Source organism: Pseudaeromonas sp. HNCC25DJ182 (assembly GCF_055413365.1).
The window spans coordinates 77,994-104,009 of sequence record NZ_JBVAYG010000003.1; the positions used below are offsets into that span (position 1 = coordinate 77,994).

Below are 26,016 nucleotides of genomic sequence, written 5' to 3' on the forward strand. Positions count from 1 at the left end.
CGTTAGGAGGGAGCTGTAACGTGCCTGCCTGGTTACAGTTGATGATTGATTCTTTCTGGCCCCTGCTTCGTGCGGGGCTTCTTTTTACTGTGCCGCTGACGCTGATCACCTTTGTCGGTGGTATAGCGCTCGGCTTTTTGCTGGCGTTGGGGCGTCTGTATGGCCCCAAACCGCTGGTGGCGCTGGTGCGGTTTTATGTCTGGCTCATCCGTGGTACGCCCTTGCTGGTGCAGCTGTTCCTGATTTTTTACGGCTTGCCGAGCGCCGGGATCACCCTGGATGCCTTTACCGCGGCTGTGATTGGTTTCACCCTGAACGTCGGGGCTTATACCTCCGAGGTGATCCGCGCCACGCTGGACGCGGTGCCCAAGGGGCAGTGGGAGGCGTCGTACTCCATCGGTATGAACTGGTTCCAGGCGATGCGTCGTATCGTGCTGCCGCAAGCGGCGCGGATTGCGGTACCGCCGCTGTCGAATACCTTTATCTCCCTGGTGAAAGATACCTCGCTGGCGGCGGCCGTGACTGTGCCCGAGTTGTTTCAGGCGGCGCAGCGCATTGCGGCGGCGACCTACGAGCCGTTGATCCTGTATATCGAAACCGCAGTGATCTACTTGCTGTTCAGCTCTGTGCTGTCGGCACTGCAAAATAAACTGGAGGCCCGTTTGACCCGGCATAACCAGCAGAGTGGGGAGTCATCATGATCCGTCTGGCACAGATTGAAAAACGCTTTGGCCAGCAGGTGGTGCTCAAGGGCATCGATCTGACGATTGATGAGGGCAGCGTCACCGCGCTGATTGGTCCATCCGGCAGTGGCAAGAGTACCTTGCTGCGCTGCGTCAATTTGCTGGAGATCCCCCAGGCGGGAACCTTGCAACTGGGGGCGGCGCAGATCGACTTTGATCGTCACCATACGCCGAGTCGGCAGCAGATCCAGGCGATCCGTCAACAGACCGGCATGGTATTCCAGAACTTCCAGCTGTTTCCTCACCTCTCGGTGTTGGCCAACGTGATGGAAGGCCTGGTGACGGTGCTGGGCTGGGATCCGGCGCGGGCTAGACAGCGAGCTGGCGAGTTGCTGGATAAGGTCGGCATGAGCCATAAGGCTGGTGTCTACCCTGGGACTCTATCCGGCGGCCAACAGCAGCGGGTGGCTATTGCTCGGGCACTGGCACCGGCACCCAAGGTGCTGTTGTGTGACGAACCGACTTCGGCGCTGGATCCGGAGCTGGCGCTGGAGGTGGTGGCGGTACTCAAGCAGTTGGCGACTGAAGGTACCACCATGTTGATGGCGACCCATGACTTGCGTCTGGCGGCCAATATCGCCCGTCATGTGGTATTTCTGGAGGCTGGGCAAATCGTCGAGAGCGGCAGCTCGCAGGCGATCTTTACCCAGCCCCAGCAACCCCGCACCCAGGCATTTATCTCCACCCTGACCCACAAGGCTCCGGATAACTGGGAAATTTGAGGGTAAGGTTCATCTAGATAGATAAAAGGCGCGATACCCTCGCGCCTTAATTTTCGGTGCTTACTACCGTTCATGAAGACAGGAGTTGTCATGTCATCAGGATTGGCAAAGGCCTCTCGCGGGCTTGGACGTGTACTGGGTCAGCATGGTTTCGTACTGGGTATGCTGGCCATGGTGACGATTGCTATGTTGTGGCCACAGCTTGGTCGTACCGGAGGCTGGCTGCACAGCGAGCTGTTGACCGATGTCGGTGTGGCACTGATTTTCTTGCTGCATGGCGTGTCACTCTCCACTGAAAAATTACAGCAAGGAGTGCGTAATTGGCGCTTACATCTGCTGGTTCAGCTATCAACGTTTGCCCTGTTTCCGTTGCTGTGGTTGTTGGTTTCCCCCTGGGTCACCACTCAGCTACCGCTGGGACTCACCTTGGGATTTATCTACCTGTGTGCCTTGCCATCAACGGTCTCCTCCTCGGTGGCGATGACCGCTGCGGGTCGCGGCAATGTACCGGGCGCCATCTTTAACGCCACACTCTCCAGCTTGCTGGGGGTGGTCCTGACGCCACTGCTGGTCGGCTGGCTGGCAGGCTCTGCGGGTGGCGGCGGCGATTTAGGCGACACCATGTGGAAAATTGCACGCATGTTGCTGTTGCCGATGCTGGTTGGTCAGTTGCTCCGTCCCTGGGTCTGGTCCTGGCTTGCGCCTTATAAACCCTGGTTGAATCGGGTGGATCGCGGGGTGATCCTGTTGCTGGTTCTGGCGTCATTTAGTGATTCGGTGGCAGCCGGAGTCTGGCAGCAATTTGGCGCTGGCATTGTGCTGATCACCGTACTGGGATGTGGTGCCTTGCTGACTGTCGTGCTCTGGCTGACGGCATTTATTGCCCGTCGCTGTCGACTCAGTCGAACCGATGAAGTTGCACTGGTTTTTTGCGGCAGCAAGAAGACCTTGGCTTCAGGTGTCCCTATGGCGACCCTGCTGTTTGGTGCCTCGCCGTGGCTGGGAATGATCGTGTTGCCCATCATGGTCTATCACCAGCTACAGCTACTGATTTGTTCCGTGCTGGCGGCTCGCTATGCGGCTCAGGAATCAGCGCGAACAGGGGCCACTTGAGGCTTTAAAATCAGGCGTTCAGGGGCAAGCTGAATGGCAGTTGAATCGAATACAAATATCGATTTTCCCGCCAAATCGCTGTGCTAGATTCCTCGTCATCAGCCACCTATCAGGCTGATTACCACAGGGAGTCTGCCATCATGGCAATGGATAAATTTCGTTCTGCGTGTTGTGTTGTTGCCTGTCTGCTGGTTGCTCCGAGCTATGCCGGAGAGGATTTGAATACCGCCCTGGGCGGCGCTGTGGCCGGGGTCGCTGGCACCATCATCGGCGAACAGGTGGCCGGTGAGAACGGTGCCCTGGCAGGCGCGGCGATCGGGGGTGCTCTGGGGGGGGCCGCAACGGCCAAGCGAGGCAACAAGAATGAAGCGGCATTGGGTGGTGCGGTCGGTGCCTTGAGTGGTGCCGCCATCGGTAACCAGGTCGGTGGTAGCAATGGCAAGCTGATCGGAGCCGGGATCGGCGGTGCTGCGGGGGCCTCGGTGGGCGCCAATAACGGGGATCGCCAGTCGAGCAACAGTGGTTCCTCCCATCGCTATGATCGCGATGATTACCGACCCAGTCATTGGGATAACCACCATCACTATGGCAAACCCGGCCACTGGGATAATCGCCGCTACTATGACCGTGGCCACGGGCGGCATCATAAACCAGGCCCTTACTACTACGGCTATGACAAGAAACACTCCCACCGCCGTCACTAATACGGACGCAACAGGGAGTGAGCTTCGCCCCACAAAAGGTCTTGATCATCTGGCGCCGCTAAGGCGCCATTTTTATGTCCGACCGTCGCTCCTCGTAGGGTGTATGGCCCGAGATCAGGCATCTTGTGCCTGAGTCAGCAAGCTTTACCGTTATCTATGCTGCGGACGCAATACCGGTTGGTACATGCTGTATATTGATGACAACACCCTGCTGCTTATCGGCGGTAGTGACAAATCGTTCTAACTATTTAATTGATAAATAACGAGATTACCTGCTGGTATGAAAGCTGCTGCGCTATGGCCTGATCCCAACCGCAGCAGGAGCTTGTGATGCCAACACCGTGCTATATCAGTATTCAAGGCAAGACCCAGGGCCATATCACCGCCGGAGCCTTTACCTCGGACTCCGTCGGCAACATCTACGTGCAGGGGCATGAAGATGAGATGCTGGTACAGGAATTTGACCATGTAGTGACAGTACCAACCGATCCCCAATCCGGGCAACCCTCTGGCCAGCGCGCCCATAAACCGTTTCGTTTTACCGTGGCCCTGAACAAGGCTGTGCCCTTGATGTACAACGCGCTGGCATCCGGAGAGATGCTGCCCAAGGTGACGCTCAAGTGGTTTCGCACCTCGGTTGAGGGGCGTCAGGAGCACTTTTTCAGTACCTTGCTGACCGATGCCACCATAGTCGAGATCGATTGCCAGATGCCCCATTGCCAGGATCTCAACAAAGCCGACTATACCCAGCTGATCCGGGTGGCGCTGGCATATCGAAAAATTGATTGGGAACATACGGTCGCGGGCACCTCGGGTGCCGATGATTGGCGGGCCCCCCTCGAGAGCTGATCCGACAGAGCCCTATCCGAAGGTGGGCCTACTCCTGGCTCACCTTCGGATCCTTCGCCGCTGAATATCACTTTTCTCATCCGGAGGCGCAGTTATGTGTCCAGCCATCGCAACGATTGGCGATCTGGGATCCGCCCATGGTGGTTTTCCTGCAACACCTATCTTGAGTGGAAGTGCCGATGTCCTGGTCCAGGGACGCGGGGTAGCCCGTCAGGGCGACAGTTTATTAGCTCATGCCAAGCCGAAAAGAGGCAGCCATGGTCGGCAGATTGTCGGGGGGGAGCCCTCGGTGCTGATCAATGGTCGCCCGGCGGCTATCGCCGGTTGTGCCATCAGTTGCGGCGGTGTGGTGATCGCCAGTCATTCCGTAGTGGCGGGTCTATGACCGCGATGACTGGATTGCAATTTACCCTGACACTCGACGCCATGCCGGATGCCGACTTGGTGGTGGTCAGCTTTACCGGGCAGGAGGCACTCTCCGAGCCGTTTGTTCTGCAGCTGGAGTGTGCCAGCCAAGATGCCGAACTGCCGCTACCCGAGTTGCTGAACAGTCAGGGTAGCCTGACCATCTGGCAGGATGGTACGGCGGTGCGGCGGGTAACCGGCATTCTTGCGGCGGCAACTCAGGGCGCACGCGGGGTGCGGCGTACCCGCTATCGCCTGCAACTGCGCTCGCCGCTCTGGCGTTTGCAGCTGCGCCATAATTGCCGGATTTTTCAAGGACAAACGCCTCAGGCCATCATGGGCCAGCTGTTGCAGGAGCATGGTATTGCCGCGGTTGATTTTGTCCTGCGCGGTGCCCATCCGCCCCGGGATTATTGCGTACAGTATCGCGAGACCGATCTTGCCTTCTTGCAGCGCCTAGCGGCAGAAGAGGGGATCTTCTACTTCGAGGAGATGACAGGATCCCACTCTCGTCTGCGATTTGCCGACGAGGTGACCGCGCTCGAATCAGGGGGAGAGCTGATCTTCAATGCGCAGCCCCATCTCGATGGGCTGGGATGGCGTGTTCAGCGCTTCGAGTGGCAACATCAGTTGGGTGTAACCGGCGTGGTATTGCAGGATCACAGCTTCTTGCAACCTGATTATGCACTGGCACATAGCCAAGGCCTTCGGGGCGGCCATGAGGTTGGTCTGGGCAGCGATGAACAGCTGGGGACGTTTCAACATTACGACTATCCCGGGCGCTTCAAGCAGGATCTGCAAGGCAAGGCATTGGTTCGCTATCGGCTGGACGCCCTGCGCCAGCAGGTATCCTGTGCCGAAGGTCGTAGTAATGCCCCGATGGTACGACTCGGGACCCGTTGGTCACTGCAAGGGCAGGGGGGCGCCGATGAGTGTGCCTGGCAGGCTATCCGCATCGGCCATGTCGGCCAGCAACCCCAGGCGCTGGAGGAGGAGGGGGGCTGCGGGGCAACTCGCTATCACAATGAGTTTCAGGCCATACCGGCCAATGTGTGCTGGCGTCCCGTGCCGAATGTGAAGCCGAGAATCGACGGACCTCAAGTAGCCCGTGTGGTGGGGCCCGAGGGCGAGGAGATCTACTGCGATGCCCATGGTCGCATCAAACTGCAGTTTCCCTGGGATCGGGATGGCCAGAGCAATGCGCAAAGCTCCTGCTGGGTTCGTGTCTCCCAAGGCTGGGCCGGAGGCCATTATGGCACCCTGGCCTTGCCCCGGGTGGGTCATGAGGTGATCGTCAGCTTTCTGGAGGGGGATCCGGATCAGCCGATTGTCACCGGCCGCACCTACCATGCCACCCAGGTGCCGCCCTATTCGCTTCCGGAACACAAGAGCCGGACCGTGCTTCGCACCAACAGCTACCAGGGGGATGGTTTCAACGAAGTACGCTTTGAAGATCAGGCGGGCAAGGAAGAGATCTATATCCATGGCCAGCAGGATCTGGCGGTCCATGTGCGCCACAACGTGCGCTGGCAGATCCACAACGAGGAACATGCCAGCATTCGCGGCCACCGGCTGACCCGGATCGGCAAGAATGAACACCTGCTGGTGGAAGGTGAACGGCGGCAGCAGATAGATGGCGAGGATGGTCTGGCCGTACACAGATCCCGGCGGCTACAGCTCGGGGAAGACTATCTGCTCAGCGCAGGGCGCGAGGTCCATCTCAAGGCAGGACAGCAACTGGTGCTGGATGCGGGCAGCCAGTTGACTCTCAAAGCCGGAGGCAGTTTTATCACGCTCGATGCCAGCGGCATTACCCTGGTGGGGCCCTGCATTCGCCTGAATTCAGGTGGCGCGGCAGGCACTGGCACCGAGTTGACTCCCCAGGCTCCGGAGTTGCCCGCGGGCGTCGGTGCCCCGGCCTATACGCCGCCCCCCGTGGTGCAAGCCGGCACTGGCCACAGTCCAGAGCGGGATAAGGTGCAAGCGGGCCATTATCGCTTCTCGGAATAGATCCAATGGCTCTGGAGCAATGCTGTTCACTGTAGAGAAATGAAGGAAGGTCCCCTTTCACCAACACGCCGTAACCCCATCCGTGGGGGCTCGATGGCGGCATCCCTGCCACCAACGGTTGGCTCAATGGGAACACGTCCTACCGTATCTGCTCAGCATTGGGGCTCTGGAGCCGCTATCCCGCCGTTACCCCTAGAGTTTGAGCTACAACAGAGTTTGATCGCCCCAATCACGATGCTGCTGGCAATTTGCTCCGCGTTGAGGATGATGCGCCCTATTTGCTGCGTGACTCAGGAGGGGCGATATGATTCGGCGAAGGATGGCCATCGGCGTGGGTGCGGTCGGGGCTCTGGTCGTGATACTGGTGGCAGCGTTCGGTTTATTGCGAGGTAACTCGCAACCAGAACGTCCGCTACTGATCTGGACAGGGCGCGGTGTCAGCGAGCTGACCGCCATTGGCCATGCCTTTACCGCTCGAACTGGGCGCGCGGTACAGATTGAGAGCCCTGCTAATTTCGTCGAAAAGTTCGAGATCCTGGCCCAGCAAGGGCAGGGGCCCGATATCATCATCTGGGCTCATGATCGGTTTGGCGCCTGGCAACACGCCGGTCTGTTATTGCCGCTGCAACCAGGGCCTGAGTTGCAACAACACTGTCTTCCCCAAGCCATGGCTCCCTTGCAACGAGCGGATTCCAGCCTACTGGGATATCCGCTGCAACTGGAATCCCTGGTGCTGTTCTGGAATCGTCGGTTGCTGGCGGCAGCCCCCACCGACGTCCGCCAGTTTCCACAGCTGGCATCGGACTTGGCCAAGGATATGGACCTGGTCGGTTGGGATTTCAGCTCGCCCTATCACAGCTGGCCTTTTGTGACCGCCGGCGTGGCGAAGGCGTTGCACGTCGATACGGCAGGTCAATTACGCATGCAGGCGCAAACCGCACAGACGGCTCTTAACCTGCAAGAGATGAAACACTGGGTCGATGCCGGTTGGTCGCCCAAAGGCTTGAGCTATGAGCTGGCACTGGATCGCTTCAGTCAGAACAAGTTAGCGTTGATGGTGGGAGGGCCCTGGGATGCTGCTCGATTGCAACAAAGTGGGGTTGACTACGGGGTCGCTGCCTTGCCTGCCATGCAGGGGCAGCCGGTACAGCCTTTTTACGGGGTGATGGCGGCGGGGATCAGCGCCCAATCCACGGAGCCCATGCTGGCGCAGGAGTTTTTGCAACAGGATCTGCTGACACCTGCAGGCATGGCCCGTTACCAGTCGGGGGCGGATAGCGGCATAGTGGCCTGCTATGGAGCAGGCTCCCAAGATCCGATGCACAGGGCGATTTTGCAGAGTGTCCGCCAGGGCGTGGCCATGCCCGGACATCCGGCGATGCCATTGTTCTGGAACAGTGTCACCGCGGCGCTGAATAACATTTTTTCCGAACGCCAGAGCCCGCAGCAGGCGCTGCTCGAAGCGCAACGGCGGGTGAATACGCCGTAAACTGGCGCAGGCTAGGAATAATCGTCCCGCAAGCGGGGAAATTCGGTTATCCGATTCGACAAACCGCGACTTTTATGACATACATGCGCCAGAAAAATTGAGTGACCAGCGATTGGGGTGTCCAGCCTGATCGCGTGTAGACGAGGAGTCGTAATGGAGACGTTTAATCTGGAAGGCCATCCCCATGTGGAGTTGTGTGATCTGCTGAAGCTGCAGGGGTGGAGTGAGAGCGGTGCGGCTGCCAAGTCCGCCATCGCCGAAGGTCTGGTGCTGGTGGATGGCAATATCGAAACCCGCAAGCGCTGCAAGATCCTGGCAGGCCAGGTGGTATCTTTTACCGGGCAAGAAGTCACAGTTCTGGCTTGAGTTGCGACTAACGCCATCGAAAAACACCGGACGCTGCCGCAAGGAGAGCCCGGTGTTTTTATTGGCTTGTTTTTGACACCCGGCTGCAGGGTGTTGCCTAAGTTCCGGAGACCTGCATGTTGCCCCCAGCTTCCACTCCACCGACTAGTACCCCACCGACTGGCCGCTTGATCCTAGCGCCTATGGAAGGGGTGCTGGATCCTCTGATGCGTGGCTTGCTCAGCCAGATCAATCCCTATGATCTCTGTGTGACCGAGTTTGTCCGGGTCATTGATATGCTGTTGCCGAAACGGACCTTCTATAAGTTGGCGCCTGAATTGCTGCAGGGTGGCAAGACGGTATCTGGTACTCCGGTGCGGGTGCAACTGCTGGGGCAGTCGCCGGAGTGGTTGGCGGAGAATGCCGTGCGTGCGGTCGAGCTGGGCTCGCCAGGGGTGGATCTCAACTTTGGCTGTCCGGCCAAGCTGGTCAATCAATCCAAAGGGGGCGCCGTACTGCTCAAGGAGCCGGATCTGATGTACCGGATCATCAGCGCCGTTCGTCAGGCGGTGCCGGAGCATCTGCCGGTCACGGCCAAGATCCGTCTGGGGTGGGATAATCCGGCGGATTGTCTGACCATTGCCGATGCGGCGGCGGCGGCGGGTGCCTCAGAGCTGGCGGTGCATGGCCGGACCAAAGAAGATGGCTATCGCAGCGAAGCCATCAAGTGGGAGTGGATTGCCCGCATTCGGGAGCGCTTGTCGATTCCGGTGATCGCCAACGGCGAGATCTGGAGTCATGCCGATGGGGTGCGGTGTCGGGCTGTGACCGGTTGTCAGGATCTGATGGTGGGACGCGGTGCCCTGAATGTCCCCAATTTAGGCGCCGTGGTACAGCACCAGGCGGCAGTCATGCCCTGGTCTGAAGTGCTGCAATTGCTGATGCAATATGGTGAGCTGGAAGTCCAGGGTGATAAGGGCGCCTATTTTCCGAATCGCATCAAGCAATGGTTCAGCTACCTGCGTCAGCAATATGAGCAGGCGCAGCCGCTATTTGCCCAGTTGCGCCGTTGTACGGAGCCCGCGCCCATCATGGCCTTGCTGCAACAGGAAGTTGAAAATAGCCAGGTATGAGTTGTCCGAAGTGGCTCGGCCAAACCATTCTGTGCCGCTGGACTAGGCGACAGAGCGGACTTTGGTTCACAATCAGAGTCCTGTGCAGTGGTAGTGCCTGAGGTTCGGCATCTGGAGTACTCATGCTGGCGTTGATCATCGGTCTGTCGGTTACGTTTCTGGTCGGTTATTACATCGTCAAGGGCTATGCCGCCAGCGGCGTCTTGCTGGTGGGCGGGATTGTGCTGCTGAGTGTCAGCGCGGCGCTTGGATACCGGATCCTGCCTGCGGAGGTGACCAGTACCGGTAATCCGCTTTCTGATGTGATTGATTTTGTGCGCTATATGCTGGTCGATCGCACCGCCGGACTGGGTCTGATGATCATGTTGCTGTGTGGCTTCTCCGCCTATATGAATCATCTGGGAGCCCATGGCGCCCTGGTTAAATTACTCAGCAAACCGCTGCATGCCATTCACTCCCCTTATTTGCTGATGGTGGTGGCCTATTTTGTCGCCTGTGCCATGTCGCTGGCGGTGAGTTCGGCGGCGGGGCTGGGCATTCTCCTGATGGCAACCCTGTTTCCGCTGATGGTCAATATGGGCATCTCCCGGGCGGCGGCTACTGCTATCTGCGCCTCTCCGGCGGCCATCATGCTGGCGCCCACCTCGGGGGATGTAATCATCGCCGCCGAGACCGCCGGTATGGAGCTGTTGCCCTTTGCCTTTGGGCTCTCCTTGCCGATCTCCCTGAGTGCCATGGCGGGTATGGGCGTGACCCATTTTTTCTGGCAACGCTGGCTGGATGAGCGGGAGGGGGTCCGGCATGAGCCGGTGGATATCAGCCGTCAGCAACTTCACGGTCCTGACGGCTACGCCATACTGCCGTTCTTGCCGCTGGTCGGGGTCTTTGTGTTCAATGGTGACTACGGCATCCAGTTTGATATCAATACCATCGTGATTTTTTCTCTGCTGCTGGCGGCGAGCTGTGAATTCCTGCGTAAACGGGATGCCAAGAAATTGTTCGATGGTCTGAACGTGGCGTATCGCGGGATGGCCGAGGCGTTTTCCAGCGTGGTGATCCTGCTGGTGGCGGCGGGGGTCTTTGCCCAGGGACTGATGAGTGTCGGCTTTATCGAACAACTGTTGCAACTGGGCCAGGAGAATCAGTGGAGCGCGCTGTGCGTCATGCTGCTGCTGGTGCTGATCACCCTGCTGGCCGCTGTGACCACGGGCTCGGGGAATGCCCCCTTCTATGCCTTTATCGAGCTGATCCCCAAGCTGGCCGTGAGCCTGGGGATCCCCCCCGCGTACCTGGTGATCCCCATGCTGCAGGCCTCCAATCTGGGACGAACCATATCGCCGATCTCCGGGGTGGTGGTAGCCACGGCTGGTATGGGCCATGTTTCGCCGCTGGAGGTGGTCAAGCGAACCTCACTGCCGGTTGCCGTGGCATTGGTCATCGTCATTGTGCTAACCCACTGGCTGGTGCCTGGGGCGCTCTAGAATTGACCGCTTGTCAATGCTGACCTGCCGCGGAAAGACTCAGCCGTCTGGCCTCAAGCCCATGGCTATTGCATGATCCGGCTCCTGATTGGTTCTGGAGTTCGCCATGGCGTACCTGTCGTTTGTCACCCTGTTATGGGCTTTTTCGTTTAGTTTCATCGGTGTCTATTTGGCCGGGCAGGTGGATGCCTATTTCATGGTGCTGACCCGTACCGCACTGGCGCTGCTGGTGTTCCTGCCCTTCTTGCGACTGCGTCAACTCAAGCCTCGGCTGGCCCTGGGCCTGATGGCGATAGGCGCCATCCAGTTGGGGTTCATGTATCTCTTCTACTATCACTCCTTTTTGTTGCTGACGGTCCCCGAGGTGCTGATCTTCACCATCTTCACCCCGCTATACGTCACTTTGTTCCATGATCTGCTCAGCGCTCGCTTCCATCGTCGTTATCTGCTGACCGCGGGGCTGGCGGTCCTGGGGGCCGCTGTGATCCGCTTTGACCATCTGACGTCGGATTTCCTGATCGGTTTTCTGGTGGTGCAGGGCGCTAACCTCTGTTTTGCCGCCGGTCAGGTCGGTTATAAACGACTGCTGGCCCAGCAAACGGCAGAGCTGCCCCAGCACCAGATCTTTGCCTGTTTCTTTGTGGGAGCGGCTCTGGTCGCGTTGGTGGCCTGGCTGCTGCTGGGCACCCCACGCTATCCAACCAGTTCGCTGCAGTGGGGGCTGCTGCTCTGGCTGGGCGCCGGTGCATCCGGCCTGGGTTACTTCCTGTGGAATAAGGGCGCGACACGGGTGAATGCCGGGGTGCTGGCCATCATGAACAATGCGCTGATCCCGGCCGGCTTGCTGGTCAATCTGTTGATCTGGAATCAGTCGGCAGATCTGTTGCGTTTGAGTATTGGCGGTGGTCTGATCCTGGGGTCCTTGTTGCTCAACGAGCAACAGAGCCAGCGCACGTAACGGGCCAGTTCAGGCTGGCCAGCCCAGCGATTTTGGCCAGGAGGCCGTCATGACCATTCAGGAGTTTGCGACCCTCACCGGATTGACGGTACACACCCTGCGTTATTACGAGCAGATTGGCCTGCTGGACCAAATCCAGCGGGCTGCATCCGGACACCGCATCTACCAGCAACAAGATCTGCTGTGGGTTGCCTTTATCAAGAAGCTCAAGGCGACGGGTATGCCGCTGCGGGAGATCCAGCACTATGCGCAATTACGCAAGCTGGGCAATACCACGCTGGAGGCGCGTCAGCAGTTGCTGGAGCGACATGCCGATGCCTTGCAGCAACAGTTGGCCGAGCAGCAGGCTCATCTGGCGGCATTGCAGGAGAAAATTGCCTATTACCAGCAGGAGCTAGCAAAACAGCGCTTGATCTAGAGTGCACTCGAAGTTGTAGCCTCATGGTTTTACAACCCGAGGAGAGTGAATTCATGAACAACGCACGGTTTGAGGCTGGTCTGCGCCGCCTGAATGAAATTGATGGCGAGGCCGGAGCCAAGGTGATCGCGGCCCTGGAGTCTATTGCGCCGGATCTGGCGCGCTACACCATCGAGTTTCCATTTGGTGATATCTACCAGCGCCCGGGTCTGGATCTGAAGAGTCGGGAGCTGGCCACTGTGGCTGCCTTGACGGCCTTGGGCCATGCGCAGCCGCAACTGGCGGTGCATCTGCACGGTGCTTTGAATGTGGGCTGCTCGCCCGAGGAGGTTACCGAGGTGATTTTGCAGATGGCGGTCTACGCTGGTTTTCCGGCAGCCATTAACGGCATGTTGACGGCGAAAGCGGTATTTATCGAGCGGGGACTGATCCCGGTGTAATTATTGAGCCTCGCTGATGCAACGCGTCGAAAGGGCGGGCTACAAATCACAGATAACACCAATAAAAAGGAGGCATCACAGCCTCCTTCTTCATGTCGTTGACTGCATGCAGTCTTAGAACAGCTTGTCGCTCAACAGGAACATCTCTTCGTCGAATGGACGCTTCATGTTCTCGATGCAGTCGACGATATCGTGATGCACCAGCTTGTTCTCTTGCAGACCGATGCAACGACCGCCAGCACCCTCGAGCAACAGCTCAACTGCGTAGGCGCCCATGCGGCTGGCCATGATACGGTCACGAGCCGTCGGGCTACCGCCACGCTGGATGTGACCAAGAATGGTGGCGCGGGTCTCGAGGCCGGTGTGGGCTTCGATTTCCTTGGCCAGGGCATTCACGTCGGTGACATGCTCACAGATGGTGATCATGGCGTGACGCTTGCCCTTGGCGATACCATCGTCGATTTGGGCCAGCAGTTCGTTTTTGTCGAAGCCTTTTTCCGGCACGATCACGAACTCGGCGCCACCGGCTACCGCGGCCGACATGGCCAAATCACCACAGTGGCGACCCATGACTTCCACAATCGAGATCCGCTTGTGGGAGGTAGAGGTGTCACGCAGACGGTCAATCGCTTCCATTACCACGTTCAGAGCGGTGTCGAAACCGATGGTAAATTCGGTACCGGCGATATCGTTATCGATGGTGCCTGGCAGGCCGATGCAGGGATAGCCCATCTCGGTCAGCTTCTTGGCGCCCATGTAGGAGCCGTCACCACCCACCACGACCAGCGCATCGATACCGTGCTTCTTCAGGTTTTCGATGGCTTCACGGCGGACCGATTCTTCTTTGAATGCCGGGAAACGGGCCGAGCCCAAAAAGGTGCCGCCGCGGTTGATCACGTCAGAAACGCTATGGCGCTCCAGTTTGGTTATGCGATCCTGATGCAGACCCAGGTAACCGTCACGGATACCATACACCTCCAGACCGGCTGCCAGACCGGCACGAACCACAGCACGAATGGCTGCGTTCATACCTGGTGAGTCACCGCCGCTGGTCAGAACACCAATTTTCTTGATCATAGTGTGCCTCTATAAGTCGAAGTTTCTTGTACAAACTGGTGGGGCAGGCTGGCCCCGGCGTCTCGCGATGAACCCATGGGCTGCCGAGTCAGAGCTGGCAGTAGCGGTACTTTCACACATCCCCTCCGTCACAGAGGGAAAGTACCCGACAGGGCTATGCGGACACGATGAGGGCGTCTGATGACGCCCTCATGATGTTTTATTGCTTGGCGCCAGCGATGATCTGGGCAAAGTCTTCCGGCTTCAGGGACGCACCGCCCACCAGGCCGCCGTCGATGTCGGCTTGACCGAACAGATCAGCTGCAGTCGCGCCAGTCACGGAACCACCGTACAGGATCTGTACTTTAGCGGCGACGTCAGCGCTGAAACCGGCCAGATAAGCGCGGATGTGAGCGTGAACGGCTTGTGCGATTTCCGGAGTAGCAGTCTTGCCAGTGCCGATAGCCCATACCGGCTCGTAAGCGATAACGGCGTTGGCGAAAGAGTCGATACCGGAGCGGTCGATCACAGCCTTCAGCTGGGTTTCAACGACGGCATTGGTTTCGTTGGCTTCGAACTGAGCCAAAGTTTCACCGATGCACAGTACAGGTACCAGGCCGTTCTGTTGGATGGCTTCGTACTTGGCAGCGACTACGGCATCGGTTTCTGCGTGCAGGGTGCGACGTTCGCTGTGGCCAACCAGAGCGTACTTGCAACCAAATTCCTTCAGCATGACCGGAGAATTTTCACCGGTGAATGCGCCAGCAGTGTGGACGTCGGCGTTTTGCGCGCCGTACTGAATGCGGGTGCCTTCAGTCAGCTTTTCAACCAGGCCCAGGAAGATAACTGGCGGGCAGACGGCAACTTCAACGCCTTCAGCTTTGGCAGCCGGTTCAACCAGTGCCTTGACCAGGGCTTCAACAGATGCTTTGGTGCCGTTCAACTTCCAGTTACCCATTACCAATGGTTGTCTCATTCTTTCATCCTCCAGATGGTGATTTGCTGCGGGGCATTATATGAGGTGAACTCGGCCCCGAATAGTCAGCGCTTGGTCACGCAGGCTAATATTTTACCCTAATTACTGATCCATATCAGTTTTTGGGTTGGACATCGCTCATTCTTTCGACTGGTTTCGCAATTGATGCCAAATGGCGCCTATCCATTCATGCCATGCGGTTTCTGAATACATCAGATACCGCCCCTCCGGCAGATAGCCATAGGAGGGGATGGGGCGCTGGGGGTGTCGCCCCATGTAATCGGTCGGCGCGGGTATCACTTGAAGACCCGCTTGACGCATGAGCCCCATAGCGCGGGGCATGTGGCTGGCAGAGGTCACCAGAGCCGCCGGATGATCCCCTATGATTGCTCGGTAACGGCTGACTTCATCGTGGGTGTCGTAGGCATCCTCAATCAGGATCATCTCCTGACGGGAAATACCATAGTGCTCGGCAATCCGGGCATACATCTCGGCACAGGAAATCGGGTCACTGCTGATGTTGCCGGATAGCACCAGCTTGGCCTGCGGATTGCGCCGTTTCAGTTCGATCGCTTCCAGAATGCGGGCATAGGCATTGCTGATCGGTTGACTGGTCAAGGGCACGCTCGGGTCACTGACATGACCATGACCGAGCACCAGGATAAAATCGACGCTCTGGTTCGCAGGAAACGGCGGGTATTGCTGCTCCAGCGGCCGCAACAACTCCATGCTGACCGGACGCAGCGAAAACAGGATTAGCAACAAGGTGCCCAGGGTACAGAGCGTCTTGCCTAACCGTTGACGGCGGGTAAACCACAGTAGTAATAAGCCCAGCACGATCAGGGCCAGAGTGAAGGGTAAGGGCATTAATAGCCCACCGAGCCATTTTTTTAACCAGAACATGGATGATCTCTGAGCGGCCGTCTGCCGCGCCGTTTGCAGGGGTATAGGGATGTGCCAGAATAGCCCTCCCTTGAGTGAAACGGAACCGCTATGGTGAGTGCAGATCACAGCTTCGACGGCATGGCCGACAAGTTTGCCCAGAACATTTATGGCACCAGCAAGGGTCGCATTCGCGCGGCCGTGGTGTGGCAGGATCTGCAGGGCTGTCTCAGTCGCCTCGGCGAGCGCCCGTTGCGGATCCTGGATGCCGGCGGTGGCTTTGGCTATTTCGCCCAGCAGCTGGCGCAAATGGGGCACCAGGTCGAGTTGTGCGACCTCTCGGCCGACATGCTGGAGCTGGCGCGTCAGCAGATCGACGCCAAGGGCTTGAGTGATCGTATCCGTTTGATTCATTGCCCGATCCAGGAGCTGGATCAGCACATCGAGGGTGAGTTTGATCTCATCTTGTGCCATGCCGTACTGGAATGGTTGAGTGAACCTCGGCAGACCTTGATATCCTTGCTGCGCTATTTGGCGCCGGGCGGGATCCTCTCGGTGTTGTTTTATAATCGCAACGCCTTGTTATTCCAGAGTCTGGTGGTGGGGAATTTCGACTATATCCGCGCCGGCCTGACCAAGAAGCGCAAGCAGAAGCTGACCCCCAGTAATCCCCAACTACCGGATGAGGTCTATGACTGGTTGCAGCGCGGTGGGCTGAAGCTCATCGGCAAGACCGGGGTGCGCGTGATCCATGACTACATGCGGCACAAGCAGGATCAGCAGGATAAATTCGATGATCTGCTGCAGATGGAACAACGTTATTGTCGCCAGGAGCCTTTTGTCGCCCTGGGTCGCTATATCCATGTCATGGCGCAACGGCCACTACTCCATGGAGAAAGCACTGTGATTGAGAAGAGAATGTGATGACGCAAGAGGTTTCCCGCGCCACAGAGCGTAGCGTGCCCGAATTGACCCTACCGGAATTAGTTGGCTGGGTGAAACAGGAAGGACTGTCGCTGAATCTGGCCAATGACCGGTTGGCTTTTTTGATCGCTATCGCCACGCTTTCCCGGGATGACTCGACCCATGAGTTGACCGAAGCCGCGCTGCATGATGCTTTCGGCTATGTCAGCCAGATCTTCGGGCAGATGGACGAGACCCTGAGTCATAGAGCGAACAATGCCATCAATGAACTGGTCCGGCAGAAGCTGCTGTCACGTTTCAATGCCGATCCGGTCGAAGGCGAGAGCTTGTATCGTCTGACGCGACTGGCGATGGGCATCGTCGAATTTTTTGCCGAACAAAAAGAGGTCAGCAGCGTCAAGCTCTCCTTGTTGCTGGAGCAGGTCGCCAGCGAACTGGGTAAAGCCTATCAGGCGGCGAGCGAGAATGATGCGCTGGCCCACTGGGATGAGCAGGTGTATCCGCGACTAAAATATTCGGTCGAAGAGATCCTGGCGCGTATCGATCTGACCCAGCGCGCGATGGATGAGCATCAGAATCAGGTCAAGGCCGAGATTGCCGATCTGCTGAATCTGGATTGGACCCAGGCGATCCACAGCTGCGAGAAGTTACTGCGCGAGACCGGCCAAACCCTGCGCGAGTTGCAAGATACCCTGGATGCCGCGGGTCACAATCTGCAGGATGGCTTGCTGAACATTCAGGAGGCGACGCAAGGTCGGGAAGAGCTGGCTCATATCGAAGCCTTGACCCACACCCTGCAGGCACGGCTGGATGCCATCATCAACTGGGGCCAGCAATGCATCGAATTGTGGGCTCGTTACGATCGCCACGTGCACAAGTTTATCCGCACCGCCATCGACATGGACAAAAACCGGGCGTTCAGTCAGCGCCTGCGGGAGTCGATCCGCGAGTTCCAGAACCACAACTGGCTGATGGTGGTGGCCCAGGAGCATCGCTTGCTGGAGTTGCGCGACGAAACCCTGGCCTTGCATGGCGACGAAATTACCGGCGAGTTGCCGAGCGAGCTGGAGTATCACGAAATTCTGGACGTGAACAATCAACTGGCCGAGCGTATCCAGTTGCATCTGGATGCATTCCGCGAGCAGGGTAAACCGCTGGATATGGCCGAGGTGCTGCGCGACTACCTGGCCCATTATCCGGACTATCAACACTTCGATGTGGCACGCTTGCTGATTGATTCGGCGATCCGCCTGGGACACTCAGAAGCGGAACTCACCAGCGCCAAACAACCGAAATGGAAACCCATCAACGAATCGGGAGCTAAGGTACAGGCCCATGTCATTGATCAATACTGATTTTCCTCTCGCACTGCGCATGGCGCAGGCGATCGCCAACCCCTTGTTCCCGAAACTGGATACCTGGTTGCGCAGCGGACGCCATATCAGCGCCGATGACCTGGACAACCACTCGTTTTTGCTCGAATACCACGATGAGCTGGAGCGCTTCTACGCCCGCTATCAGGTGGAGCTGATCAAGGCGCCGGAAGGCTTCTTCTATCTGCGGCCGCGCGCCAGCTCGGAAATTGGTACTTCTGTGCTCTCCGAACTGGACATGCTGGTGGGCAAGGTTCTCTGTTATCTCTATCTGAGCCCGGAACGCCTGGCGAACGAGGGGCTGTTTTCTCTCTCCGATCTGCAAGAGGAGCTGTTGACCCTGGCGGATGAGCGGCAATTGCTGCGCATGGTCAACCAGCGCAGTGGCGGCTCGGATCTGGACAAGCGCAAGCTGCTGGAGAAGATGCGGACCTCGCTGCGCCGTCTCAAACGCCTCGGCATGGTGGTGCAGGTGGGGACGGGCGATAAATTCCGCGTCAACGAGTCGGTATTCCGCTTCGGGGCCGATGTTCGCAGCGATGAGGATCCGCGTCTGGTGCAGTTGCGGATGATCCGGGAAGGGGAAGCCATCTTGCATGATGACGAGCTGCCGACCAGCGAACACCTGCTGGACGAGAGTGAAGATGAGCTGGAAGAAGAACAACTGGGACTGGACGTATAACGATGCGCGGCAAGTTTATTTCGATGACTATGGTCAACTGGAACGGCTTTTTTGCCCGGACTTTCGAGCTTGACCAGCTAGTAACCACACTTTCCGGTGGCAATGGTGCCGGGAAGTCCACCACTATGGCGTCGCTCATCACGGCCTTGATCCCGGATCAGACGCTGCTGCACTTCCGCAATACCACCGAAGCGGGCAGCTCCAGTGCCAGTCGGGATAAGGGGCTGTACGGCAAGTTGCAACGGGGTCATTGCTATTCACTGATTGAGGTGCTCAATTCCCGGGAGCAGCGGTTGTGGGTCGGGGTTCATCTGGAGCAGGTTGCCAATCGGGATCACAAGGTCAACATTACTCCCTTCGCGCTGGTGGATGTGCCGGCGGGGATCCAGCCGACCGAGCTGCTGCTGGAGCGGCTGGATGAGGACAAGGCCAAGGTGCGGCCATTTAGCGATCTGCGCAAAGCAGCCGCCGAGCTGGGTGCCCTGAAAGTCGCCAAGTTCAATTCGGTGACCGATTATCACAACTTCATGTTCGAATCCGGCATCCTGCCGAAGAAGATGCGCGATCAAAAGGATCGGGCACGCTTCTATCGCTTGATTGAAGCCTCGCTCTACGGCGGTATCTCCTCCTCGATCACCCGCTCGTTGCGGGAGTATCTGTTGCCGGAGAACTCCGGGGTGCGCAAGGCGTTCCAGGACATGGAAGCGGCCATCTATGAAAACCGCCGTACCCTGGATGCCATCAAGGAAACCCAGTCCCAACGAGACCTGTTCCGCAACCTGATCACCGAAACGACCCACTATGTCGCGGCTGATTACATGCGCAACAGCACCGAGAAGGCGCGACTCTCCGAGTCGGCGCTGGCCGGTCGCCAGCAGCTTCAGGACAAACACCGCCTGCTGCGTGAAGAAAAGCAGCGCGCCATCTATCTGGCAGAAGAAGCCGAGCAGATGCAGGCGCGGGAAAAGCATCTCACCGATGAACTGGAGGCCGCCTCCGAGCAGTTGGCCCGGGTGATCAACGGTGTGGCGCTGGGCAAGAAAATTGAACAGTATCGTGAGGATGTCACCGATATCGGCCTGCGCCTGGAAGAGCAGTTGGCGATGGTCGAGGAGATCAGCGAGCGCAAATGCGAGCTGGAGCAGAAGAAGCAGCAGACCGAGGGTGAGGTGGATAGCCTCAAGACCCAGTTGGCGGATTACCAGCAGGCGCTGGATATCCAGCAGACCCGTGCCATCCAGTACCGCCAGGCCATCAAGGCGCTGGAGAGTGCGCGTGAGCTGTGCGGTCGCCCAGACCTGGATGTGACCGGTGTGGCCCGGGAGCAGAGTCTGTTCAAGGAGCAGGAGCGCCAGCTTACCGACGCCTTGTTGGCTGTACAGCAACGACTGAGTCTGGCCAAGGCGGCCGCTAGTCAGTATGACGCCGCACTGGCGTTGCTGACCCAGGTTGCGGGTCCGGTACCCCGTGAACAGGCATGGGAGAGTGCCCAACAGGTGCTGCGCCAGGGCCAGCAGAGCCGGGATCTGGTCAACCGCAGCGCGCAAATCCAGCATGCCCTGAGCGACTTGCAACGGGATGCCGAACAGCGCCAACAGCTGGCGCGCTGGCAAGAGGAGTTGCAACGTCAGCACCAGATCCTGGTGACGGATGAAGAGGCTCTCGAGCTGGCGGCCGAGCAACAGCAGGCGCGGCTGGAACAGTTAGCCGATCAACTGGACGCCGGTCGTCAGCAAGGGGCGCAGGTCGAGCAGCAATTGCTGCAGTCCCGTACCCGGATTGACCAGCTCAAGAAGATAGCGCCGGCCTGGCTGCTGGCCCAGGAAAAACTCGACAAGCTGCGCGAGCTCAGTGGTGAAGCTCTGGAAAATCCGCAGGCGGTTTCCCAATCCATGCATAAGGCGCTGGCGGCTGAACGTCAGGCCGAGACCGAGAAGAACCAGCTGCAGCAACGCAAGCTGGATCTGGAAGCCCAGATCCGCCGCCTGCAAAACGTCGGCGGTGAAGTGGATGAACGGCTGTCACGAGTCAGTGAGCAGCTGGATGGTGTCTTGCTGTGCGATGTCTATGACGACATCAACATCGACGATGCCCCTTATTACTCTGCGCTGTATGGTCCGGCACGGGCTGCCATTGTGGTGGCGGATCTGGATGCGGCGTTGGAGCGACTCAAGGCGCTGGAGGATCTGCCGGATGATGTCTATCTCATCCAGGGCAATCCGGAGTCTTTTGATGAGGATCTGCTGGATGCCCGCGAGCTGGAGCAGGCGCTGGTGGTGCGCGGCAGTGACCGTCAACTGCGCTACTCCCGCTTCCCGAGCGTGCCGCTGTTTGGTCGTGCCGCCCGTGAGCAACGCATTGCCGCACTGGAGGCCGAACGTGAGTCCCTGATCGATGCCTATGCCACCGCCGCTTTCGAGCAGCAAAAGCATAGTCGCACCTATCATCACTTCAGCCAGTTTATTGCCGAACATCTGAACGTGGCCTTCGAGACCGATCCGGAGGCCGAGCTGGAGTTACTGCAAGCTCAGGTGCGCGAGTTGCAATCCCGGCAGCAGGAGCGTCAGCAGCAAGACGCCCAATACCGCGCCGCGCAGGAAAGCAGCCGTGCCGCGTTAGCACTGCTACAGCGCTTGCGTCCGCTATGGCATCTGGCCCAGACCGATGCCGGTGCCGAGCGTTTGAACGCGGCCCGTGCCGAGCTCGAGGCCTTGCAACAGGCCGAGCAATTCTTGCGGCAGAAGGGGCAGGCGCTGAGTGCTCTGGAAGGGCAAGTGCATCTGCTGCGCGAAGATCCCCAGAGCCTGGACGCCTTGCAACAGGCGGCACTCGATGCCGAACAACAACTGAGCCAGGTGCGACGGCAGAGCTTTGCCCTGGACGAGTTGCTGGCGCGCAGCAGCCATTTTGCCTACCAGGATGCGGAAGCTATGCTGGGGCAAACCTCCGAGATCAGCGAACGACTCAAAGCCAAGCTGGCGGATGCCGAGCTGGCGCGGCGGCAATTGGCCGAGTCGGTGGCCCAGATTGTCAGCCGCTTCACCGAGGCCATGCAGGTCAAGACGGCACTGCAGTCGGGTCTGGATGCCAAGCGCCAGACCTTAAGCGAGTTCGAACAGGAACTGGCAGCCATGGGGTTGGTGGTTAGCGTGGATATGGAAGAGAAGGCCCGCCACCACAAGCGGGAGGTGGAAGAGCAATTGGTGCGCACTCGTTCCCGTCGCACCCAGGCCGAGGCCCAGTTCCAGGTTTGCCGTCGGGACATCGACAGTCTTCAGGGACGTCTGGCCCATGAAGGCAAAGATTACAAGCTGGCGCGCAAGCTGCTGGTCCATCATAAGCAGAGCTGGAACCGGGTGCTGCGCCTGGCCCGTGACAACGATGTGGAAAAACGGTTGAATCGCCGCGAGCTGGCCTATCTGGATGCGGATGAGCTGCGCTCCATGTCGGACAAGGCATTGGGCGCTCTGCGTCTGGCCGTGCATCACGACGAGGAGCTGCGCGATGCCTTGCGGCTGTCGGAAGGCAATCGCAATACCGAGCAGAAAGTCGCCTTCTATGTGGTGGTCTATCGCTATCTGAAGGATCGCATCCGTCACGACATCATCCGCTCGGATGATCCGGTCGAAGCCATCGAGGAGATGGAAATCGAGTTGTCGCGGCTGGCCGATGAGCTCAAGCAGCGCGAATCCCACCTTTCCTTGAGCTCCACCGAGGTGGCCGCCAAGATCACCAATATCATCCGCCGCGAGCAGAATCGCATTCGGGTGCTGAATCAGGGACTGCAGAATATCGCTTTCGGTCAGGTTCATGGCGTGCGCTTGAATGTCAACGTCCGCGATGCCTACGCTCGCCTGCTCAATGCGCTTGGCGATCAGGCGACCCTGCACCAGGACTTGTTTGCCGATGAGGCGCTGACCTTCTCCGAGGCAATGGCCAAGCTGTTCCAGCGTCTGAATCCGCACATCGATCAGGGAGAGCGCAGTCATCAGGTATTGGGTGAGGCCTTGCTGGATTACCGCAATTACCTGGAGCTGGAGATCGAAGTGCAGCGCGGTGTGGACGGCTGGTTGCGTGCCGAGAGTGGCGCCTTGTCCACCGGTGAAGCGATCGGTACCGGTCAGGCGATCCTGCTGATGGTGCTGCAGAGCTGGGAAGAGGATGCCAAGCGCTTGCGGGCAAAAGATATTTTGCCGTGCCGCTTGTTGTTCCTGGATGAGGCGGCGCGTCTGGACGCCAAGTCCATCGCCACCCTGTTCGAGCTGTGTGAACGCCAGGATATGCAACTGCTGATTGCGGCACCGGAAAATATCAGTCCGGAGAAGGGGACGACTTATAAGCTGATCCGTAAGGTGCACGGCAAGCATGAGCATGTGCATGTTGTGGGCTTACGTGGCTTTGGCTACGGCGACGACCGACTCTCGGCATGATGACCACTTCAATTTTATCCGCATCGCTTAAGGTTGAAGTAAGGCTGTAGGAGTAGTCTGGAGCATAAGAGAGGCTCGGTGCATGGTGTGGGCCTTGGGTCAAACCTATGCACCGGGTTGCTGACAGCTAATAACGGAGAGCATGACAATATGAGTACACAGGATGTAGGACGTTGGGATCTGGTGGTTCGCTCCACTCACTGGCTGGTCGCCATCGGTTTTGTCACCAACCGTTTTATCGATGAACCGGGCGAGACGGTGCATGTCTGGATTGGCTGGAGTATTGCCGCTTTGGTGGTGATCCGTTTGCTGTGGGGGTTGCTGCCTGCCAGTGGCCCGGCGCGACTGAACCAGTTTTTCCCGTGGCCCAAGGCTATCCTGGCGCATCTGCAGGATCTGCGGGCGCGCAAGACGCACACCGAGCTGGGACACAATCCGCTGGCTGGCGCCATTATCTGGTGTTTCTGGTTGGGTATGTTGGGCATGGCCGGTACCGGCTGGGCCATCGACAACACCAAGATCGAGATCATGGGCGAGCTTCATGAGACCCTGGCTAATGTCATTACCGTGCTAGTGGTGCTGCATCTGCTGGCACTGGTGGTGATGTCCTGGTGGACGCGTTTCAATTACCTGAAAACCATGAAGCCCGAATTTCATTGCAAGAAAGCCAAGTCGGAATAGGCAGTGACCGATGCACTTATGCGATACAACAAATTCGAGATAACTAATTCGAGACAACAAAAAAGGAGCCGGTTCGGCTCCTTTTTTGTTTGTTGATGACTCTTAAATCACGTTGCTCTTAGGGGATCTGTGTCGTAACCGGTGCTGGCTCTGCCACCTTGTGTGGCGGGCTCGGTTGCCAGCCTAACAGCGCCAGCATGACAAAAAAGCCGACGACATAGGCCAACACCACATGCCAGCCATGTCGTACCCAGCGTACAGCCGAGCGGGACTCGGGATACATGTTCGACAGGGCAACCCCGGCGGAGGAGCCAAACCACAACATGGAGCCACCGAAGCCCACCGCATAGGCCAGCATGCCCCAATCATAGCCGCCTTGGACCAGGCAGAGCTTGGTCAACGGTATGTTATCGAACACCGCCGAGATAAAGCCCAGCGCAAAGGTGGTGATCCAGGAAGCGGGGGGCAATTCATCGACCGGCATCAAAGAGGCACAAGTGACTAGGGCCACCAGGAAGATGGTACCGGAGAAGGCGCTCTTGAGCTCTGACCAGGGGGTTTTCACAAACAAGGCGCCCAGCAGTATCGCCATCCAGACGCCGAGTGCAGGGAAGTCGAGCAGATAGTTGGTGACGATCGCCAGAATAAGGATGGCAGCGACCACGGCCAGACGTTGCCACTCCACGGTCACCCCTGTGGCGGCGTCCTGGGTGATGCGCTGGTATTTGTCCTGCTGGCGAGCGGCGATAATCCCGAAGATTAGCAAAGCAATGACCGCAGCCACATAAGCGTGGAGGACGTGTAGTGGGTTGACTCCATCGATCCACATCAGGGTAGTCGTAGTGTCACCGACCACAGAGCCGGAGCCCCCAGCATTGCTGGCGGCGACAATCGCGGCCAGATACCCGATATGCACCCGTTTATTGAACACTACAAAGGCGATAGCACCGCCGATCATCGCCGCCGCAATGTTATCCAGGAAGGCGCTGATGACAAAGATCATCACCAGCAGGGCAAAACCTCCCTTCCAGTCATCGGGGAGAAAGCGGGGCAGAATCTTGGGCAGCTGCGATTCATCGAAGTGTTTGGCCAGAATGCCGAAGCCAAACAACAAACCAATCAGATTCAGCAGAATGCGCCACTCGCCTTCATGGCCATGGCCACCGAGCAGATGCTGGCTGAATGAGAAGTCTGCCAGCAGGCTATATTTGGCCACCAGAATTGCGGTTAGCCCTGCCAATGCGACCCACATGGTGACTCGATGGAGCAAGGCGACACCCAGCAGGGTCAGAGCAAACAGCACAAATTCGATACGGATCCCGCCCGGTACTAATAATTGAGCCGATAGCTCACTGGCGGCGACGGGGAAGGTGAGGAGTAGAAGCGGTAACAAGGGGAGCAAAAACAGGCGTTTTGTCCATTGAGCAAGGAGAGTCATTGGTATTGTCCTGTGATCTCCTCCGGCACTGAGTGGGTTGGCCGGAGGAGTCGACCATGATTATTGCTGGGAGATAATCCAGTGTTGGAAGTTCTTGCGGGTTTCGGCATCGGCCTGGGTATACCAGTACTTCAGCATCTCGATGGTCTGTGCGTTTTTGTCGACGCTACCCTGAGCGTTACTCTTGGCGTCCGGTACCGCAGTTGCCGCCACGGCTGCTGTTGTCGCCAGGGCGACTTCGGCGGGAGCTTGCTGGAAGCCCTTACCCATGGCCAGCAACTCAGCCTGATAGTCGCGGCCAATTTGTAGACCCTCTTTTTTCGGCATCACAAAATGGTCCACATTCACGGTTGCGCCAGACTTGGTGTCGATAAAGGTCAGCTTTTGTTGGGCGATGAAATGCTCAGCTGCCGTGTAGTTTCGTGGATAAGCAAATTTGATCGCTAGGGCTTCGTCACCTTTGAGGTCCAGGTTGATGACTACGGGTTCACCGCTCAGCAGACGAGTATCACTCTGATCCTTGAAGCTACCCTCAAAACGGATCACCAACTGATGGGCGCCGGCTGATAAATTGACTTTTCGCTCTGCATTCAAGGCACTGCTTGTGGCGGATTTGCCATCCTGCAAATAGACGACATAGGGACGCGGGATCTCGATAGTCGCTGCATAGGCCATAGAGCACAGCGAGCTCGACAACGCACAAATCATGGCCAGTAGATGGGGCAGGCGCATCTTATCTCCTTATATTGATGGTATTGATGCTG

The 26,016-nt window shown here is 58.1% G+C and carries 24 protein-coding genes; 19 read left to right on the plus strand and 5 right to left on the minus strand.

Annotation, left to right across the window (positions count from 1 at the left end; translation table 11 throughout):
* The first annotated feature begins 20 nt into the window (after positions 1 to 20).
* The 14 genes from ACZYUB_RS03720 to ACZYUB_RS03785 all read left to right on the plus strand — a co-directional run bounded on the left by ACZYUB_RS03720 (position 21) and on the right by ACZYUB_RS03785 (position 12,810).
* Positions 21 to 701, plus strand: a complete 681-nt coding sequence (locus ACZYUB_RS03720; protein WP_460885066.1) for an amino acid ABC transporter permease — start codon at positions 21 to 23, stop codon at positions 699 to 701.
* Positions 698 to 1,465: an amino acid ABC transporter ATP-binding protein gene (locus ACZYUB_RS03725; RefSeq protein WP_463945663.1), complete on the plus strand. Its 768-nt coding sequence runs from the start codon at positions 698 to 700 to the stop codon at positions 1,463 to 1,465. The genes ACZYUB_RS03720 and ACZYUB_RS03725 overlap by 4 nt, the downstream gene beginning before the upstream one ends.
* Positions 1,466 to 1,555: 90 nt before the next feature.
* On the plus strand, positions 1,556 to 2,578 hold the full coding sequence (locus tag ACZYUB_RS03730; RefSeq protein WP_463945665.1) for a bile acid:sodium symporter family protein: 1,023 nt from the start codon (positions 1,556 to 1,558) through the stop codon (positions 2,576 to 2,578).
* A 140-nt stretch (positions 2,579 to 2,718) separates the two neighbouring features.
* Positions 2,719 to 3,282 carry a YMGG-like glycine zipper-containing protein gene (locus ACZYUB_RS03735; protein ID WP_463945667.1) on the plus strand — a complete coding sequence of 188 codons (564 nt, stop codon included), beginning with the start codon at positions 2,719 to 2,721 and terminating at the stop codon, positions 3,280 to 3,282.
* Between the two features lie 330 nt (positions 3,283 to 3,612).
* A complete protein-coding gene (locus ACZYUB_RS03740) occupies positions 3,613 to 4,131 on the plus strand; it encodes an Hcp family type VI secretion system effector (protein WP_463945669.1) in 519 nt (172 codons plus the stop codon).
* Positions 4,132 to 4,225: 94 nt separating this feature from the next.
* Positions 4,226 to 4,516, plus strand: a complete 291-nt coding sequence (locus tag ACZYUB_RS03745) for a PAAR domain-containing protein (protein ID WP_463945671.1) — start codon at positions 4,226 to 4,228, stop codon at positions 4,514 to 4,516.
* The gene (locus tag ACZYUB_RS03750; protein WP_463945673.1) at positions 4,513 to 6,546 is read left to right on the plus strand and encodes a type VI secretion system Vgr family protein; all 2,034 of its coding nucleotides are present in this window, start codon (positions 4,513 to 4,515) and stop codon (positions 6,544 to 6,546) included. Before ACZYUB_RS03745 ends, ACZYUB_RS03750 begins: the two co-directional genes overlap by 4 nt.
* A gap of 304 nt (positions 6,547 to 6,850) precedes the next feature.
* Positions 6,851 to 8,035, plus strand: a complete 1,185-nt coding sequence (locus ACZYUB_RS03755) for an extracellular solute-binding protein (protein WP_463945675.1) — start codon at positions 6,851 to 6,853, stop codon at positions 8,033 to 8,035.
* Positions 8,036 to 8,188: 153 nt separating this feature from the next.
* Entirely contained in the window at positions 8,189 to 8,401 is a 213-nt protein-coding gene (gene ybcJ, locus ACZYUB_RS03760; RefSeq protein WP_460885058.1) for a ribosome-associated protein YbcJ, read from the plus strand.
* A gap of 116 nt (positions 8,402 to 8,517) precedes the next feature.
* The gene (dusC, locus tag ACZYUB_RS03765) at positions 8,518 to 9,513 is read left to right on the plus strand and encodes a tRNA dihydrouridine(16) synthase DusC (RefSeq protein ID WP_463945676.1); all 996 of its coding nucleotides are present in this window, start codon (positions 8,518 to 8,520) and stop codon (positions 9,511 to 9,513) included.
* A 122-nt stretch (positions 9,514 to 9,635) separates the two neighbouring features.
* Positions 9,636 to 10,994: an anaerobic C4-dicarboxylate transporter DcuC gene (gene dcuC / locus ACZYUB_RS03770; protein ID WP_463945678.1), complete on the plus strand. Its 1,359-nt coding sequence runs from the start codon at positions 9,636 to 9,638 to the stop codon at positions 10,992 to 10,994.
* A 106-nt stretch (positions 10,995 to 11,100) separates the two neighbouring features.
* Positions 11,101 to 11,952: a carboxylate/amino acid/amine transporter gene (locus tag ACZYUB_RS03775; RefSeq protein ID WP_463945680.1), complete on the plus strand. Its 852-nt coding sequence runs from the start codon at positions 11,101 to 11,103 to the stop codon at positions 11,950 to 11,952.
* Between the two features lie 49 nt (positions 11,953 to 12,001).
* Positions 12,002 to 12,370, plus strand: a complete 369-nt coding sequence (locus ACZYUB_RS03780) for a MerR family transcriptional regulator (protein ID WP_463945682.1) — start codon at positions 12,002 to 12,004, stop codon at positions 12,368 to 12,370.
* A 53-nt stretch (positions 12,371 to 12,423) separates the two neighbouring features.
* On the plus strand, positions 12,424 to 12,810 hold the full coding sequence (locus tag ACZYUB_RS03785; protein WP_463945684.1) for a carboxymuconolactone decarboxylase family protein: 387 nt from the start codon (positions 12,424 to 12,426) through the stop codon (positions 12,808 to 12,810).
* A gap of 114 nt (positions 12,811 to 12,924) precedes the next feature.
* On the opposite strand, the gene pfkA is transcribed toward ACZYUB_RS03785, so the two are convergent.
* From pfkA to elyC, 3 genes are all read right to left on the minus strand, one after another.
* Positions 12,925 to 13,887 (minus strand): 6-phosphofructokinase, encoded by a 963-nt coding sequence (gene pfkA, locus ACZYUB_RS03790; protein WP_463945686.1) that lies wholly within the window; start codon positions 13,885 to 13,887, stop codon positions 12,925 to 12,927.
* Between the two features lie 199 nt (positions 13,888 to 14,086).
* Positions 14,087 to 14,842 (minus strand): triose-phosphate isomerase, encoded by a 756-nt coding sequence (gene tpiA, locus ACZYUB_RS03795; protein WP_463945688.1) that lies wholly within the window; start codon positions 14,840 to 14,842, stop codon positions 14,087 to 14,089.
* A 138-nt stretch (positions 14,843 to 14,980) separates the two neighbouring features.
* On the minus strand, positions 14,981 to 15,745 hold the full coding sequence (gene elyC, locus ACZYUB_RS03800; protein ID WP_463945690.1) for an envelope biogenesis factor ElyC: 765 nt from the start codon (positions 15,743 to 15,745) through the stop codon (positions 14,981 to 14,983).
* Between the two features lie 93 nt (positions 15,746 to 15,838).
* On the opposite strand from elyC, the gene cmoM reads away from it, so the two are divergent.
* The 5 genes from cmoM (at position 15,839) to ACZYUB_RS03825 (ending at position 23,814) form a co-directional block, all read left to right on the plus strand.
* Positions 15,839 to 16,648, plus strand: coding sequence for a tRNA uridine 5-oxyacetic acid(34) methyltransferase CmoM (gene cmoM, locus ACZYUB_RS03805; protein ID WP_463945927.1), 810 nt, complete (start codon positions 15,839 to 15,841; stop codon positions 16,646 to 16,648).
* Positions 16,648 to 18,003, plus strand: coding sequence for a chromosome partition protein MukF (gene mukF, locus ACZYUB_RS03810; protein WP_463945692.1), 1,356 nt, complete (start codon positions 16,648 to 16,650; stop codon positions 18,001 to 18,003). The genes cmoM and mukF overlap by 1 nt, the downstream gene beginning before the upstream one ends.
* Positions 17,984 to 18,703: a chromosome partition protein MukE gene (gene mukE / locus ACZYUB_RS03815; protein WP_460885049.1), complete on the plus strand. Its 720-nt coding sequence runs from the start codon at positions 17,984 to 17,986 to the stop codon at positions 18,701 to 18,703. The genes mukF and mukE overlap by 20 nt, the downstream gene beginning before the upstream one ends.
* A 2-nt stretch (positions 18,704 to 18,705) precedes the next feature.
* Positions 18,706 to 23,133 carry a chromosome partition protein MukB gene (gene mukB, locus ACZYUB_RS03820; protein WP_463945695.1) on the plus strand — a complete coding sequence of 1,476 codons (4,428 nt, stop codon included), beginning with the start codon at positions 18,706 to 18,708 and terminating at the stop codon, positions 23,131 to 23,133.
* Between the two features lie 150 nt (positions 23,134 to 23,283).
* Positions 23,284 to 23,814 carry a cytochrome b/b6 domain-containing protein gene (locus ACZYUB_RS03825; RefSeq protein ID WP_463945697.1) on the plus strand — a complete coding sequence of 177 codons (531 nt, stop codon included), beginning with the start codon at positions 23,284 to 23,286 and terminating at the stop codon, positions 23,812 to 23,814.
* Between the two features lie 118 nt (positions 23,815 to 23,932).
* On the opposite strand, the gene ACZYUB_RS03830 is transcribed toward ACZYUB_RS03825, so the two are convergent.
* On the minus strand, positions 23,933 to 25,252 hold the full coding sequence (locus ACZYUB_RS03830) for a citrate transporter (protein ID WP_463945699.1): 1,320 nt from the start codon (positions 25,250 to 25,252) through the stop codon (positions 23,933 to 23,935).
* 60 nt (positions 25,253 to 25,312) lie between these two features.
* Positions 25,313 to 25,984, minus strand: coding sequence for a YccT family protein (locus ACZYUB_RS03835; protein ID WP_463945701.1), 672 nt, complete (start codon positions 25,982 to 25,984; stop codon positions 25,313 to 25,315).
* Positions 25,985 to 26,016: the final 32 nt, after the last annotated feature.

Excerpts from the sequence above, each read along its gene's own strand:
- pfkA (WP_463945686.1), bottom strand. The coding sequence starts at position 13,887 with ATGATCAAGAAAATTGGTGTTCTGACCAGCGGCGGTGACTCACCAGGT.
- mukE (WP_460885049.1), top strand. The coding sequence starts at position 17,984 with ATGTCATTGATCAATACTGATTTTCCTCTCGCACTGCGCATGGCGCAG.
- dcuC (WP_463945678.1), top strand. The coding sequence starts at position 9,636 with ATGCTGGCGTTGATCATCGGTCTGTCGGTTACGTTTCTGGTCGGTTAT.
- mukB (WP_463945695.1), top strand. The coding sequence starts at position 18,706 with ATGCGCGGCAAGTTTATTTCGATGACTATGGTCAACTGGAACGGCTTT.
- ACZYUB_RS03730 (WP_463945665.1), top strand. The coding sequence starts at position 1,556 with ATGTCATCAGGATTGGCAAAGGCCTCTCGCGGGCTTGGACGTGTACTG.
- ACZYUB_RS03775 (WP_463945680.1), top strand. The coding sequence starts at position 11,101 with ATGGCGTACCTGTCGTTTGTCACCCTGTTATGGGCTTTTTCGTTTAGT.
- dusC (WP_463945676.1), top strand. The coding sequence starts at position 8,518 with ATGTTGCCCCCAGCTTCCACTCCACCGACTAGTACCCCACCGACTGGC.
- ACZYUB_RS03745 (WP_463945671.1), top strand. The coding sequence starts at position 4,226 with ATGTGTCCAGCCATCGCAACGATTGGCGATCTGGGATCCGCCCATGGT.
- ACZYUB_RS03725 (WP_463945663.1), top strand. The coding sequence starts at position 698 with ATGATCCGTCTGGCACAGATTGAAAAACGCTTTGGCCAGCAGGTGGTG.
- ACZYUB_RS03740 (WP_463945669.1), top strand. The coding sequence starts at position 3,613 with ATGCCAACACCGTGCTATATCAGTATTCAAGGCAAGACCCAGGGCCAT.
- ACZYUB_RS03735 (WP_463945667.1), top strand. The coding sequence starts at position 2,719 with ATGGCAATGGATAAATTTCGTTCTGCGTGTTGTGTTGTTGCCTGTCTG.
- ybcJ (WP_460885058.1), top strand. The coding sequence starts at position 8,189 with ATGGAGACGTTTAATCTGGAAGGCCATCCCCATGTGGAGTTGTGTGAT.
- ACZYUB_RS03830 (WP_463945699.1), bottom strand. The coding sequence starts at position 25,252 with ATGACTCTCCTTGCTCAATGGACAAAACGCCTGTTTTTGCTCCCCTTG.
- ACZYUB_RS03780 (WP_463945682.1), top strand. The coding sequence starts at position 12,002 with ATGACCATTCAGGAGTTTGCGACCCTCACCGGATTGACGGTACACACC.
- tpiA (WP_463945688.1), bottom strand. The coding sequence starts at position 14,842 with ATGAGACAACCATTGGTAATGGGTAACTGGAAGTTGAACGGCACCAAA.
- ACZYUB_RS03750 (WP_463945673.1), top strand. The coding sequence starts at position 4,513 with ATGACCGCGATGACTGGATTGCAATTTACCCTGACACTCGACGCCATG.
- ACZYUB_RS03755 (WP_463945675.1), top strand. The coding sequence starts at position 6,851 with ATGATTCGGCGAAGGATGGCCATCGGCGTGGGTGCGGTCGGGGCTCTG.
- ACZYUB_RS03825 (WP_463945697.1), top strand. The coding sequence starts at position 23,284 with ATGAGTACACAGGATGTAGGACGTTGGGATCTGGTGGTTCGCTCCACT.
- elyC (WP_463945690.1), bottom strand. The coding sequence starts at position 15,745 with ATGTTCTGGTTAAAAAAATGGCTCGGTGGGCTATTAATGCCCTTACCC.
- mukF (WP_463945692.1), top strand. The coding sequence starts at position 16,648 with ATGACGCAAGAGGTTTCCCGCGCCACAGAGCGTAGCGTGCCCGAATTG.
- ACZYUB_RS03785 (WP_463945684.1), top strand. The coding sequence starts at position 12,424 with ATGAACAACGCACGGTTTGAGGCTGGTCTGCGCCGCCTGAATGAAATT.
- ACZYUB_RS03835 (WP_463945701.1), bottom strand. The coding sequence starts at position 25,984 with ATGCGCCTGCCCCATCTACTGGCCATGATTTGTGCGTTGTCGAGCTCG.